The following is a 14,193-nucleotide window of genomic DNA, read 5'->3' on the forward strand; positions in this document are numbered from 1 at the left end:
TCCACCTGGGTACGCCGCCGGAACGGTGTAGGTCTTTGCCGTCGCGACCGAAGTCGCTGTCGAACCTGATGCGTGCGAGGATCGGAATACGCACATGAAGTTGCAACTGCCGCAGTGTCAGGCTGTGGACCCTTCGAATCAAATGTGCGAGGTTGGCATTTGTCAGCGTCGGTTCATGTATTCAACTTCCACTGTCGAGGATGTTGCCGTGGTCCGGTGCATTACTTCGCTGCCCAAAGCCAATATTTTCGACACACAGCATGGTCATTCGGGGACATCCAAAAGACCAATCCAGTGGTCAATCGCACATAGGAATTTGGTTGCTACTTGGGGAAACTGTCCACGAATCGTCGCGTTTCATCCGCCAGATCGACAAGCTTGATGAAGCAAGAAATTCTGGAGCGGATTGAAACTATCTGGCTGGTTGGAATGGAGCAGGTCATCGCATCGCAGGGGATGCAGAAGCGATAAGTGATGAGTTCCAGCTCAAATTAGTGTGAGGAATCGGCATTTAATTGTGCAAGAACACCGTAACCCAGAATGCCGAATCCGAGCATGAAAACTCTTTTAGACAGAGTGTCTCCTCAAGGCCAATAGCCGGTCTCTCATCATTGGTCTTGCCTTTTGTCCTGGAGGTTACTATCCCCAGCTTCCAGGACACTTTTTTAATTTCAATCCCCCAAAAAGAAATTCTCAGCAATCACAGATCTGCCAGCTATCGATTGGAGTGCCAGGAATGCATCAAGCAATTAAATCGCTATTTCCCCATGAACGCGAAGCACTATTGTCTTCGCTAAGGAGAGACCTTCGTACCGAGTCCGCGAAGAGCCAACTGAATACTGAACATCGTGATTATCATGGTCTGAACGTGCAACTGGTTCTGCGACTTCTGGAAGTCCTTAACCCCAAAAAACCCCAGGGTAAATAGACGGGCAGGGCCCTAGCCCTGGTCGGTGACCTGCAGGCTGTGCGAAGGACAAGCACTTCGGCCCAGTAGAGCCGGCCTCCAGACTGGATGCTCGATGTCCGCTTCCTGGAGACATGGATTTTCGCAACGGTCCGATAGCACGCTCCTGCTCCAGGCCCGTAAATGACTGAAAGACTTTCCATCGCCGCCGGTCAAGTTAGATAGCGGAGCCTTGATGGAATGGGTACCGGTGCGTCAACCCGCAAGCGCGGCGAGATAGCGCGCAAGCGTGTCCGCCGTCGCATCTTTCGTCGCCAGCCCCACATAGGTGTCGGGCCTCAGCAGATACAACGCATCCCGTTCCAGTCCGGCCCGTTCGTGCGCCGCCGTCCACGGAAAAGTGCGTACAGCGATGCCGCGGCTCGAACAATAAGCCGTCACGTCGGTCGCCACGTTTCCGTACACATGCAGTTGCCAGCCGATAGCATCCGCCGGCGCGAAATTGTCCATGCCATCGGCTTGCACCCAGGGGAGACGGTCTCCGCCCGCAACCTGCCCCACCTTTCCCTGGCTGAGCGGACTATCCTGATAGCCGACCATGATTTGCGACACCAGCCGGAACATGAATGCGCGCACATGATCGCTGTGGGAGGCCGCACTCAACAGCGTCGGCGCGACATGCGCCTTGACGAATTCCGCGAACCCGCCACCTTTCGTAATGAAGGTGAACACGCGATCAGTCGTGTCCACGAGTTGGCGCGCGAAGGCCCGGCGCTCGGCTTCATAGCTGTCAAGGATTCCCGCGCCGGCCTGGCCGTGCAGAACTGCCGCAAGTTTCCATGCCAGGTTGGCGGCGTCGGCAATACCGGTGTTCATGCCCTGGCCGCCGGCTGGGCTGTGCACGTGCGCCGCGTCACCCGCGAGAAAGCAGCGGCCGACGCGGAAACGGGAAGAGATGCGATGGTGCACGTGATAGGTCGAGAACCAGTTGACCGTCGAGACACTGATCCCCAGGCTGCGGATCGCGTCCTGGTGGATGTCGTCGAAGCGCAGGCTGTCAGCGCGGCCGGCGCGCTCATCCCGCACCGTGCCGATCAGCCGGACCAGCCCGCGGTCGTCGTACGGGAACACCGCAACGAAGTCGCCGTGGTCCAGCGCGAACTGGGCTTCGCCGGGCGGACCGGGGAGCTTGGCTTCCACGTCCGCCACGTAGAAGAGATGCGCATAGGTGCTTCCCTCGAAATCCGTTCCAAGCCGGTGACGCACAACCGAGCGGGCGCCGTCGCAGCCGACGAGGTAAGGCGTGGTCACGCTCTCTTCGCTGCCATCGGCTTTCCGCAATTGTGCGATCACGTGGTTGCCGGTATCGGTGAATCCGGTCAGCGCCGTGTCGCGCTCGACCGTGACGCCGAGTTCGTCCAGGCGCTGGACCAGCAGCCGTTCGTGGCGGTCTTGCGGGAAGACGAGCACGAACGGATAGGGCGTCGACGCCGCGCCGGCATCCCCGAACGACAACGCCGCCCGCGGCTTGCCCTCGGCCCAGAACTGCATCCGGGTGGCGGCGTGTCCGGCCGCGACGACACCTTCCGCCAATCCCAGTTGCCGATACAGTTCCAGCGTGCGCGCATGGACGACCATGGCGCGCGATTCCGTGCCCGGCCCGCCGTGCTCGTCAATGATGCGCACCGGAATGCCCTGAGCGGTCAGCCACAACGCCAGCGTCAGCCCTGTCGGCCCCGCCCCCGCAATCAATACCTTGCCCATCACGCCTCCTGTTGATCGTCCAAATGAATCGGACAAGCGTTGATGTTGCCAGGTTAAGTTCAACAGTCGCTAATATCAATGCCGCCCAAACGAGTCAGTGGCCGATATGCTTATCCAAGAAAGTTTCCACCCGGGTCCAGAACTCGACCTGGTTCTTTTCCAGCTTCCATCCGTGCCCCTCTCCTTGGAACTCGATCCATTCGAGGTCCGGGTTGCTTGCCTTCAGGGCATCGCGCATGGCCACGCCATGTTCGATCGGCACCCGGCGGTCATTGACGCCATAGGCCATCAGCAAGGGGCGTTTCAGCCGGCTTGCCTGCCGTACCGGGGAAAAATTCTTGAGCATCTCGGCGTCCTTCTCCCGGTCGCCAATCAGGAAGGGAATGCCGTAGCGCCGCCAATCTTCGGAAGAGTCGCTCCATGTCGCCGAATACATCAGGTCGATATCGGTTACCCCGACCCAGTTCACGCCGCAGCGGAACAACTCTGGGTCCTTGATCAAGCCCATGAGCGTTGCATAACCGCCGTAACTGGCTCCGGCGATGCAAATGCGCTTCGGATCTGCAATTCCTTTTTCGATTGCCCACTTCGCGGCATCGGCAAGGTCGTCCTGCATGGCTTGCCCCCATTGTTTCCAGCCTGCCTGGAAATGCCGGAAGCCATAGCCGGTGCTGCCGCGGAACTCCGGTTGGATCACCGCATAGCCCCGGGACGCGAGGAACTGGACTTCCGGATTCCATTGCCAGTGCCCGCCACGAACCCAGGGGCCGCCATGCACCAGCACCACGAGCGGCAGGTTCTTCGCGTCCTTCGACGCTGGCAGCGTCAGATAGGCTGGAATGGGCAAGCCATCCCGCGCCGGATAGCGAATCATGTCCATGGTGGACATCCTTGCCGGGTCGATCGCTGGATGGGCTTTCCCGATCAGGTCGAGCTTGCGTGCTTCCGTATCGTAGAGGTAGAAGCTGGCGGGTTGTACGTCGGAAAAAGCCCTGACCAGGATCCAGGAAGTCTCGTTGCGCACGCTGGACGAAAGCCGGTTTACCGTCCCGGGCAGGCGCTCGTCCACTTCCTTTTGCACCCGTTTCATGCGTTCGTCGAACCAGACCGTTGCAGGCGCGTCGGTCTCGACATGCACGCCGAGCAGCGTCTTGCCGTCGGCGACGAACTGTCCATGAAAGTCATAATCCGCCAGGGTAATGACCGGCTCGCTGCCCAGGCGCGATGTCTTGACGTCGAAGGTATAAAGCGACGACTTGTCCTTGCCCTTGCGCGCGGTGACGTACAGGGTGCCATCGGGTCCGATGAACTGGGGAAGTACCACTTCGCCCGAGTATTGTTCGCCCTCGCTGATCTTGCGCCAGGCAGAATCGGCCGCGGCGTCGTCCTTGTAGTACAAGGAAATTCGCGCCTGATCTAGGGTCCGGCTGACGCGCGGAACGTTCTGCCCATCCATCCACCAGCCGATGGTCTTGCCCGGACGCGTGAAGGTCTTCAATTCTCCATTCGCCGTATTCAGCCTGGCCAGGTTGATCCTGTCCACGTCCCACTTGGTAGTGAATTCGGCCCAGTTGACGTAGATGTCGCTAGAGTCCTGCAGGGCGCTGGCACGGTAGAACCTCCCGCCTTTCAGCGCCTTGAAACCCGAGCCGTCACGCTGGACCGTCATCAGATTGCCATTGGTGAAGCGGTACTCTCCCTGGGCGCTCTGGAAATCGGTGCCGCTATAGACGAGCTGGTCGTCGTTGATCCAATGGAATTCGGCGACATCGACGTCCTTGTAGTTCGCCACCGGCTGCAGCTTGCGCGTGGCGATCTCCATGGTCGCCAGCATCACCCGCCCGTCCTTGCGCGCCATCTGGATCGCAAGGTAGCGGCCGTTCGGCGACAGGGCGGCATTGTCGATCGCCGGATGGTTGAAGAAGGCTTCGGCGGGGATGGCGTCGGCAGCCGCACCGGTGGCCAGGGAAAGGGCCAGGCAGGCTGCGGCGAAGCGACCAAGGAAAAACAGGCATGTGCGCATGGAATGGGGCCCTTACGTAGTAGGAAACATTAATGGAAACCGAACGCCGCCACACCTTGTCGCTGGAGCCAAGCCAATCTCCAGCAGAGATGGTTCGCCGCTGCGCTAGGAGAGCAGGCGAATCAACCCGGTTGGATGAATCGACCAGCCCAGGAGCCCGGACAAACCCATCAACAAACCAAATGTCGTCGGCACCATCGCAATGGCATATAACCAGGGCTTGCGGGTGAGAGAAGTTACCGCGAGCAAGGATATTGCAATGGCCAGCAGGGCGTCGGACAGGTCGAACTGATCGTCACGGAAATTTGCCGCGTCATAGTCTTTCTGGTCCTGGTCGGACTGCACCCTGAGCTCGTCTTTCTTCCGGTTTTGTTCTTCGGCCAGCTTCTTGTAGCGGGCTATGCTTTCGGCGTAACGCTCGCGTTCCTGCGGTGCCACTCCTGCAGCGGCCAGCTCCAGCTGAACGACGGTTGCCTTGGCTAGTTCCTCGCGGATATTACGGGCCTGATAGAACGCCCAATGATCTATCTTGTTCGCTTGCGCCTGTTGCATCGCCTGGACGATGTTGTCATCCTTGACCTTGCAGATGCCCATGAAGGTCGCAAGAACAGCAACCGTGATGGCCACAAGAGTGTTGAGACGCGATGTTTTCCGGTCTTGCTCGGCTTGTGCGCTCGCACGCTCAGCCGCGTCCAGAGGGTCAATGTCCATGTCCGCCTTTCCTTGTTCATGCCCGCGACGCCGGGAGCATTTCCGGAAATTCTACCGTGACTTGAATGCGATGCGGCGTCGAGCCGTGCCGCCATCAATGCGCCGTCAATGGCAGACAATGACATGCGCAGATGTCGATACATGTGCTCCGGCGATATTGGTGCATGAATTTCCGGCTCCTAAAATGAAATATGCGGGCTTGTAAGCTGCCTGCACCACAATTTCAACAAGTTACCGGAGACAATAATGAAGCGAATCGCATCACATCTCATGGCCGCGACCCTCAGCATGGCCGCGTTCTCGGCTTCGGCTGTCGTCTCGCTGCCGAGCCTGAACGTCGACACGACCAATATCACGGTGTCAGGCCTCTCGTCCGGCGGCGTGATGGCGATCAACCTCGGCTATGCGTATTCCGCGACGTTCAAGGGCGTCGGCATCTTCGCGGCGACGCCTTACACCTGCCAGTACAGCTTTCCTTATGGGTCCTGCCAGAACAATAATGTCATCACATCCTCCATGCTGGCGACGATGCAGAACACGATCGATAACTGGAGCGGCGGAGCAATCGACGACAAGGCCAATGTCGCGAAACAGAAGATCTATCTCTTTACCGGAACCAAGGACAACACGGTTGGCGTCAACCCGATGCTGGCCGTGCAGCAGCAGTATGCCAACAATGGCGTTCCCTCGGTCAACCTGATCCAGGCGGCGAATACAGGCCATGTGTTCCCGACGGATTTCACATCCGCCGGAAACAATCCCTGCAGCACCTCGTTCACGCCTTATATCTCCAATTGTTCCTATGACGGCGCAAAAGCGGTGCTCACCCAGTTCTACGGCACGCTGCAAGCTCGCAACAATGCGCCTGCAGCGGCAAACTACCGCGAATTCAACCAGCGTGAATTTACTGCCAACCTGGGAATGGCGGATACAGGATGGGTGTACGTACCCGCAACCTGTGCCGCCGGCGCCCAATGCAAGCTGCACGTGGCGATGCATGGCTGTACCCAGAACTATGCGACCATCGGCGACAAGTTCATCAAGAACACAGGCTATACCCGGTGGGCGGACACCAACAACATGATCGTTCTGTTCCCGCAGGCCCTCGCAGACGCGAATTCCTATGCCACCGTCGCGAGCGGAACGCAATCCAATTCCAACGCATGCTGGGACACGGTCGGCTTCTATGGATTCAACTACGCGCAGAAAAGTGGCGTCCAGCTTTCGGCCATCAAGGCCATGGTTGACCGGCTGAGTGCTGGCTTCCGCTGAAGTTGAGGTAGGTCGGCGACACCGGTATTCGGGCAACGGTGTCGCCATCGCCACAGGCGCTGTTGATTTGCCTATTTTTTGCCGCATTCCTGAATGACTTCAGGCCGGTGCAGCGGCATTGCCGTACCGCGAGCAAATTTGCCCAGCCGTCAGGCAGGCGTTCGGCTAACCCCAGGCCTGCCAGAGTCCGACGAGATGAACGACGCCGATTGCTGCGCAAATGCCGGAACTCCAGTACCAGAACGCAGCGCTATTGCCGGGGAAATGAGCCCGCAGCGGCATGAAGAATAAGCCCCGAAGCAGGTAGACCGCCGTAATGACCGGCAGGATCCAGCGCTGTAAAGGCAATTCCGCGAGCACACCGGCTCCGGACAAGGCGTACAGGCCCCAGGTCACAAGGATTGCGGAGATCAGCAGAGTGACGATGGTGGGGCGCCATTGGCCGCGCGCGGCAGCGAGTGCCATCCGTTCGCCGGCCCCCATGGCGCGGTACCAGCCAGGCCCGCCGACGATGCAAGCCAGATGTGCTGCGGCCGCTGCGAACGAGAATGTGCCGGCCAGGACCAGCATGGGACTTTGAAGGGTACTCATGACCTAGGAAAAGCGTTATCGAATTTTCAATTATAGATCGCTTGACGCCGGGTAACGGAAACGCCGATCAGAAAATCCCGTGCCCTCGTTCGCGCAGCAGTGCGGGAATCCAAACCGCTTATCGGCATCCGGCACCGTTTGCTCCGCAACACCTGCGTTTCGTCGCATTTCCTTTTTCCTGTTGGTCCCCGGTCGCTTACAGTGGCGCCATTCAATTCCCACGGGGTTCCGCCATGAAAACGATCGTCAGGGTATCCATTCCGCTTGTTGTCTTGCTGGTTGCGCTGGCGGCAGCAATTGCCTTCGGGGGACCTGTCATTCCTCCTACGCTTCATAGCGTCAGCGATCCATTTCGCACGGTCGACTTTTCCGACCTGCCAGCTGCCAGGGGCTTTGTCGCGAGGGACAACACACGGCTGGCTTATCGTGCCTATCTGCCTGCAAGCAATCCGAGAGGCAGCGTCGTGCTCGTCCACGGTTCAGCCGGCTCCAGCACCAGCATGCATGTGCTGGCGAAGGCGCTGTCAAAGGCCGGCTTTGCCGTGTACGCCCTCGACATCCGGGGACATGGCGACTCAGGCATACGAGGCGAAATCGGCTATGTCGGCCAGCTTGAGGACGACCTCGAAGACTTCGTACATGCGGTCAAGCCGGCCAGCCCGGCGACGCTTGGAGGTTTTTCGTCGGGAGGAGGCTTTGCCCTCAGATTCGCCGGCGACAGGCGGCAGAAGCTTTTTGCGAGCTATCTGCTGCTGTCGCCCTATATCGGCTACGATGCGCCGACACGGCGAAAGGCCAGCGGCGGATGGGTCAGCGTAGGGGTTCCCCGCTATGTCGCGATTTCGCTCCTGAATCGAATCCATCTTCATTCGTTCGACGATCTTCCCGTGATTCGCTTCGCCATCGACGATGCGGCCGAACGCCTTCTGACCCCAACGTATTCGTATGCGTTAATTGAAAATTTCGAACCCTTGAGGGACTATCGGAAAAACATTCGCGCTGCGGCGCAGCCGATGCGAATTGTGGCCGGTCAGGAGGATGAACTGTTCTTTGCTGATCAATTCGACGGCTTGTTCAAATCCGCCGGGCGTCCGGTACCGGTCACCCTGGTTCCCGGCGTCGGCCACATACCGCTGACGCTGAAGGCGGAGGCGGTGGCGGAAGTCGTCCGGGCAAAGGAAATGATGGATGCGAGGCCGGAGGCGCAGACAGCCGGGCTCATTCTTCGTGCTGCGCAATCGCATCCTTCTCGGCAGCCGGTTTTTGCAGCCAACGCTGATGCAGCTGGCGCTCAAGCGGGCGGCCAATGAAGAAAAGCAGCATCACGAGCAGCAACGCGATGCCGGAAATCTGCCACGATCCCATCCCGCAGACGATACCTAGCGCCGCCGTGATCCAGATGGAAGCCGCCGTGGTCAAGCCGTGCACGCGCGATCCGGTCGATTCGTGGATGATGACGCCGGCCCCGAGGAATCCGATTCCGGTAATGATTCCTTGAATCACGCGGCTGACGGCGGCCATGTCGGCCGCATCCTGCCGCATCGTGAAATCCATGCTGGCCATCGTCAGCAAGGACGCGCCAAGCGCCACCAATCCCATCGTCTTCATGCCGGTGGGTTTGCCGTGGAGGTTGCGGTCGAGGCCGATGATGCAGCCGATAAGGACCGCCGACAGGAGACGAAAAAGGATTTCCTGGTAATTCATGGCGTCATGGGCTCATTATGCTGTGGACAAGTCATTATCATCATACGCTTCCCCAATGCATATCCTTCCATCACTGCTTGGCAGGTGTCTTGTTACCTCGTGGAACGCTTCCTGGCAGGCATCTGGCGCCGGATCCTTTCATTCAGTGCAGCGTGATGCGATCTTCAGCGATCGCAAGAAGCCGTATTCGGCGGTAGGTATGATGAACGATCGAATGATGCGAAGCGCCCGTCTTTTGCCTCCGGCCTCAATGGACGTTCAACACCCTCAACAAACGCGCCTATGACGATTGACTACTTTGCCGTGATATCGGTCGTTTCGATTGGCATTGTCAGCGCGCTGATTTTCCTCGTTCTGTTTGAGCCTGGCCTGGACTACCGGATCGGCACGCCGTTGCCGGCGAGCGCTTCGGACGAGTTCGAATCGCTGCTGTGCGCGGTCATCGATGAGTCGCCGACCGTCGTGACGCACTGGGAGGTGCATACCCGGGGTGCGGATTTCTATGAAGCCGAACTACGGGCGATCGCGGCGGCAAGGACCTCCATTCACATCGAGGCCTTCATCTTCCACGAAGGCCCGATCGGAAAACGATTCATCAATGCGCTCAGCGAGCGCGCAGCGGCCGGCGTGACGGTGCGTATCATCGTCGATGCCTTCGGCAGCATCCTTACCCCGTCCCGGTTTTTTGCCCCGCTGCGCGAGGCTGGCGGCCAGGTGGTGTGGTACCAGCCGCTGCGCTGGTACACCTTGAAGCGCTATAACAATCGTACTCATCGTGAGTTGCTGATCGTCGACGGTACGACCGGTTTCATCGGCGGGGCAGGCATTGCCGGGCACTGGAACGAAACGCAGGATGGCTTGCCTCCCTGGCGCGATACGGTAGTCAAGGTGGAAGGTCCGGCGGTCGTCGCATTGCAGACGGTGTTCATCGATAACTGGCTGGAAGGCAGCGGCGAGATCCTGGCTGCCGAAGAAGTTTTTCCGCAAGACAATAGGGTGCCGCATCCACGCGATCATCATGGCATTGCGCTCGCGCTGGGGAGCAATCCTACAGCCGGGCGGAGCACCCGTTCGCGCACTCTTTTCCAGTTGCTGATCGCGGCGGCAGGTCAAGAGGTCCTCATCAATTCGCCTTACTTCCTGCCTGACCGTGCATTGCGCCGGTGCCTGCTGGCAGCCGCCGCGCGCGGCGTCGAAATCCGGGTCATCATGCCGGGGACGCACAACAATCACCTGTTTGCTCGGCTGGCCAGCCGGCGGCTGTACGGCGAGCTGCTGCGGGGAGGGATTCGTCTTTTCGAATACCAGCCCGGGATGATTCACGCAAAGATCATGGTAGTCGACCGCATATGGTCAGTCGTCGGATCGACCAACTTCGACAGCCGTTCATTCGAGCTCAATGACGAAGTGAACCTGGCGGTCCGCGATCCCGCCCTTGCCGCCCGGCTGGGCGACGACTTCCAGCTGGATCTCTCGCGCAGTCCCGAGGTGAAGCTGGCCGAGTGGGAAAAGCGGCCGCTCGCCGAGCGCATCGGCAGCATGATCGGCCGCGTGATCGAGCGACAGGAATGACAGGCCGTCGTGCGGGTTCGCAGGTGCGGCGTTGGTATCGGAGGCGGCAGCCCTTTGCATGAGCGTCGATACGAGAACAGGATCCCGAAAACTGTCCTTCTTCAGCGCACGACCCGGAACTCTTCAAAACGGTTATATTTGCATCAACCAATTCATCTGACTGCCATGCGAGTTACCTTCCGCTGCGATCCCGCGCTGATCGATATCCTGCCCCGCCCGAAGCTGGCGAGGGAAGCGATCCCCGACTGGTTAAAGAGCATGCCTGCGAAAGCGTTTTCAGACCTGCATGGGCGGGATGTCCGGACCGTCAAGCAGTGTCCGCCATTCGTCGACGCCATGGCACACGGGTTCATGATTTCGCTGCCCTGCGATGTCCGCGTGGAAGGCGGCGTGTTTGAATGGGATTGGCCGGCGCCGCCCATTACGGTAGACCAGCACCCGGCTTCGCCACTCAGCTTCCATCCGCCGGCGCAAGTCCTGGGCACGCCGTTGCATCGACCGGATGCGGTACTCATCAAGTTCAACAGTTTCTGGACCATCGAGCTCGAAACGGGCTGGTCCCTGTTCGCCACCCATCCTGTAAACCGGCCTGATCTGCCGTTTCGGCTGTTGTCAGGGTTGGTGGATGCCGATCACTTTCATGATGGCGGCATCAACTTCCCGGCGACATGGCTGGATCCGGAGTTCCAGGGAGTCCTCCCCAAGGGAATGCCGGTCGCCCAATGCTTTGCCGTCCCGCGCGCTCGCCCGGAACTCGTGTTCGAAACATTGGAAGGCGAGAATGCGATCGCTTATTCCGCGACGGTTGCGGAAATCCTGGCGGCGCCGAATGTGTATCGAAAGCGATTCCGGCAGCGCAAGTAGGCATCTCAGCAAACGAGGGCTGCCCGCAGGTGCTCGGGATTGAGCCACAGGCGGCCCGCGCTGCCTGCGGTCAGCGCATGTGCGACGCGAGCGTAGGTTTCCGGGCGCAGTCGCACGGCGAGGCGGTAAGCCTGGATGGCCTCCTCGAGCCGGCGCGCCTCCTGCAGCACCAGGCCAAGATTGACGGCCGCTTCGACGTAGTCCGGCTGGTGCTGCAAGGCCGACCGGAAGGCGGCCGCCGCGCCGTCCAGATCCTGCAGGTCCTGCCGCGCGAGTCCGAGCGAGAACCAGGCTGGAGCGTAGGACGGCGCCAATGCGACGGTACGGTCCAGCGCCGTGGCGGCGTCCTGTATGCGCCGCACGGCGTAGAGTGTCAGGCCGAGTTGATAAACCGCTTCAACGGATGCGGGATCGAATTTCGCCGCCTGCTCGAAATACGCGATCGCCAGCTGGGACTGCGCTTCCGCCCGGGCGATTTTCCCGGCCAGAACGAGCGTAGGCGCATGCTGCGGACGCCCTCTCAGGCTTTCGATGACGTGATTGCTTGCAGACTGCAGATCGTTCCTGGCCAGGGCAATGACCGCTGCAAGCTGACGTGCGGCGGGATGGGCCGGCGCCTGGTGCACCAAGCGGACGCAGATGGCTTCCGCGTCCGCCAGGTGGCCATGGTTGAAATGCTGGAGTGCGGCGCCAAGGGCAGTCCCGAACTCGGCGTCTGTGATTGCCATGTGGTTGACTGATCTGCGTCCGTTGCGATGGGGAGAGTATGACAGGGACGCCGCGGGGATGCGAGCGCATCGGCGTCATGCGCCGATGCATCCGTCTCGACTGGCCGGCTTAGTTGATCTTGCCGGCGTCGTTGTTGCGGCGGGCGATGTCGGCGCCGCGCTTGTGGTATTCACCGTTGCGGGCGACCAGGTCTTTCCGCATGTCGCCGCGGTCCCTGGAGAGGTCTGCCCGGTCCTTCTTCAGGTCGCGGCGTTCGGCGCCGGCTTCCCGCAGTGCATTCTCGCGTGCCCTTTCCATCTTGCGCGCATCCTTGAAATCGCCCCTGGCCACGTCGGCATCCTCGCGGCGCTGGTCGGCGCGCGCGGCAACCACGTCGGCCCGCAGTTCCTTGCCGTCGCGGGCGATGTCGCGCTTGTCCTGGCGAATATCCTGCCGGTCGTAGCGGATGTCGCGCGTCTCGGCGCGCAGAGTGCGGTTGTCCTGGCGGATGGCAGCGTTGTCGGCCTTCACCTGGCCTACGGGATTGGAGGCCGGTGCCTGGGCGAAGGCGGTCATGCCAATGGAAGACAGCAGGGCGGTGAGGGCGATGGAGCGAGCGTTCATGAGGGTGTCCTTTCAGTGGTTCGGCGCGGGAAGGCGGCGCCGTTACTGCCCATAACGACCGGGCTGCGGTGACGACGACGGACTTTCTGTAAGCGCTGTAACAGGAATTTTCAGGGGGCAAGCCGTGCCGCGCAGGCATTGTCCCATCGCTGATGCGTCTCCTCTCGCCAGACATGGACCCGGCGTGCGCCATGCCCCTGCGGCTGCAAGCACTGCAAGCACTGCAAGCACGCAGTGTCTACACCAGCCCGAGCGCCTTGGGCGTCACGCCGGGAAACACGCTCTCGAGTTGCTGGCCACTCAGGCCATACATTCTTGCGAACAAGCCGGCCAGTATCGCGCGATACTCGTTGAGGACCGGGTAATCGCGGTTCTGGAACAGGGTTTCCGCGCGCAGGTCGATTTGCTCTCCGGCGATCCTGCCTCCGCTGACCGCGCCGCCCAGGATCCAGAACACGGTGCCGTGGCCGTGGTCGGTGCCGCGATTGCCGTTTTCGCGGAAGGTGCGGCCGAATTCACTGACCACCACTACCACGGTCTTGCGCCAGTCCGGCCCCATTGCATGGGCAAACGTCGAGAGCCCGCGCCCGAGTTCATCGAGGCGTCCGGCAAGATAGCCGCTGGAGGCGCCCTGCCCGACGTGCGTGTCCCAGCCGCCAACGTCGATGAAGCCGATCTGGTACTTGTCCTTCATCAGCGAAGCAACGCGGCGGGCTTCCATTTCGAAGCCCTTGGTATTGATTGCGTTGCGGTTGGCCGCTTCCATTTCGCCGGCCATTTCCCGCATCACTTCGCCGCGGGTGGCAAAGCCTTCCTCGACCTGCCTGCCAAGCGGCTGGTTGGCATACATGGCGGCGATGATCTTGCTCTGGCGTTCGTCGAGGCCGGGCTTGCCGATCGTGCGCAGCGCAACGTTCGGTACATCGACACTGCCCTGGAAAATCCGCGGCAGCTGGTCCGTGAAGGAGATGGGCATGGAACGCTGCGTGCCGCCGAGCACGGCGGCAAGGCGATTCATGAAACCGGAGCGGTAGTCGCGGCGGCCTTGGGCCTGGCCCAGCTCGATCGTGTCCTGGGTTTCGAAATGGCTGCGCGTGAGATCATCCGTGCCGGCGAAGGGAACGAAGATGGCCTGCCGCGCCTGGAACAGCGGATAGATGCTGTCCTTGAGCGCGGGATGCAGCGCCCAGTCGGAGGAGAGCGGCAGGCTGGCGCCGGGCGCGTCCGAGGGTTTGGGGATGGCGATGTTCGGACGCGACTGGTAATAGAAATCGCTCCCAAACGGTACCAGCAGGCTGGCGGCGTCGTAGCCGCCGCGCAGGAATACCACCAGCAGCTTCGCCGGCGCGGCGGGTGCCGCCAGCACGCGGCTCGCATATCCGACTGCCGTACCGGTCAGGGGCAGGGTGCCCAGCCATTTCAACAATGCGCGTCTTTGCATGGCGGCTCCACA

Annotated in this window: 12 protein-coding genes; 4 read left to right on the forward strand and 8 right to left on the reverse strand. The window is 60.7% G+C overall.

Features of this window, described 5'->3' with window-relative positions; genetic code table 11:
- Positions 1 to 1,162: 1,162 nt before the first annotated feature.
- From G3574_RS27575 to G3574_RS27585, 3 genes are all read right to left on the reverse strand, one after another.
- Entirely contained in the window at positions 1,163 to 2,671 is a 1,509-nt protein-coding gene (locus tag G3574_RS27575) for an FAD-dependent monooxygenase (protein WP_163968768.1), read from the reverse strand.
- A gap of 94 nt (positions 2,672 to 2,765) precedes the next feature.
- The gene (locus G3574_RS27580) at positions 2,766 to 4,694 is read right to left on the reverse strand and encodes an alpha/beta hydrolase family protein (RefSeq protein WP_163968769.1); all 1,929 of its coding nucleotides are present in this window, start codon (positions 4,692 to 4,694) and stop codon (positions 2,766 to 2,768) included.
- Positions 4,695 to 4,799: 105 nt separating this feature from the next.
- Positions 4,800 to 5,405: a DUF4337 domain-containing protein gene (locus G3574_RS27585; protein ID WP_163968770.1), complete on the reverse strand. Its 606-nt coding sequence runs from the start codon at positions 5,403 to 5,405 to the stop codon at positions 4,800 to 4,802.
- Between the two features lie 246 nt (positions 5,406 to 5,651).
- On the opposite strand from G3574_RS27585, the gene G3574_RS27590 reads away from it, so the two are divergent.
- A complete protein-coding gene (locus G3574_RS27590; RefSeq protein ID WP_163968771.1) occupies positions 5,652 to 6,677 on the forward strand; it encodes an extracellular catalytic domain type 2 short-chain-length polyhydroxyalkanoate depolymerase in 1,026 nt (341 codons plus the stop codon).
- 165 nt (positions 6,678 to 6,842) lie between these two features.
- Here G3574_RS27590 and G3574_RS27595 read toward each other — a convergent pair whose 3' ends face one another.
- Positions 6,843 to 7,247 (reverse strand): hypothetical protein, encoded by a 405-nt coding sequence (locus G3574_RS27595; protein ID WP_205609951.1) that lies wholly within the window; start codon positions 7,245 to 7,247, stop codon positions 6,843 to 6,845.
- Positions 7,248 to 7,501: 254 nt separating this feature from the next.
- Here G3574_RS27595 and G3574_RS27600 point away from each other — a divergent pair, with 254 nt between their 5' ends.
- A complete protein-coding gene (locus tag G3574_RS27600) occupies positions 7,502 to 8,578 on the forward strand; it encodes an alpha/beta hydrolase (RefSeq protein ID WP_163968773.1) in 1,077 nt (358 codons plus the stop codon).
- Here the strand turns inward: G3574_RS27600 and G3574_RS27605 are convergent.
- Positions 8,487 to 8,972, reverse strand: coding sequence for an MgtC/SapB family protein (locus tag G3574_RS27605; protein ID WP_163968774.1), 486 nt, complete (start codon positions 8,970 to 8,972; stop codon positions 8,487 to 8,489). The genes G3574_RS27600 and G3574_RS27605 overlap by 92 nt on opposite strands.
- Positions 8,973 to 9,254: 282 nt before the next feature.
- Between G3574_RS27605 and G3574_RS27610 the strand changes: the two genes are divergently transcribed.
- Together G3574_RS27610 and G3574_RS27615 are read left to right on the forward strand one after the other, a co-directional pair.
- Positions 9,255 to 10,544 (forward strand): phospholipase D-like domain-containing protein, encoded by a 1,290-nt coding sequence (locus G3574_RS27610; protein WP_163968775.1) that lies wholly within the window; start codon positions 9,255 to 9,257, stop codon positions 10,542 to 10,544.
- A 165-nt stretch (positions 10,545 to 10,709) separates the two neighbouring features.
- Entirely contained in the window at positions 10,710 to 11,408 is a 699-nt protein-coding gene (locus G3574_RS27615; protein WP_163968776.1) for a hypothetical protein, read from the forward strand.
- Positions 11,409 to 11,413: 5 nt separating this feature from the next.
- Here the strand turns inward: G3574_RS27615 and G3574_RS27620 are convergent, their stop codons facing one another.
- The 3 genes from G3574_RS27620 to G3574_RS27630 all read right to left on the reverse strand — a co-directional run bounded on the left by G3574_RS27620 (position 11,414) and on the right by G3574_RS27630 (position 14,181).
- Positions 11,414 to 12,136, reverse strand: coding sequence for a tetratricopeptide repeat protein (locus G3574_RS27620; RefSeq protein WP_163968777.1), 723 nt, complete (start codon positions 12,134 to 12,136; stop codon positions 11,414 to 11,416).
- 109 nt (positions 12,137 to 12,245) lie between these two features.
- Positions 12,246 to 12,740, reverse strand: a complete 495-nt coding sequence (locus G3574_RS27625) for a hypothetical protein (RefSeq protein ID WP_163968778.1) — start codon at positions 12,738 to 12,740, stop codon at positions 12,246 to 12,248.
- Positions 12,741 to 12,978: 238 nt separating this feature from the next.
- Positions 12,979 to 14,181, reverse strand: coding sequence for a DUF1501 domain-containing protein (locus G3574_RS27630; RefSeq protein WP_163968779.1), 1,203 nt, complete (start codon positions 14,179 to 14,181; stop codon positions 12,979 to 12,981).
- Between the last annotated feature and the right edge of the window lie 12 nt (positions 14,182 to 14,193).

Source organism: Noviherbaspirillum galbum (assembly GCF_010974945.1).
Taxonomy (GTDB): domain Bacteria; phylum Pseudomonadota; class Gammaproteobacteria; order Burkholderiales; family Burkholderiaceae_D; genus Noviherbaspirillum; species Noviherbaspirillum galbum.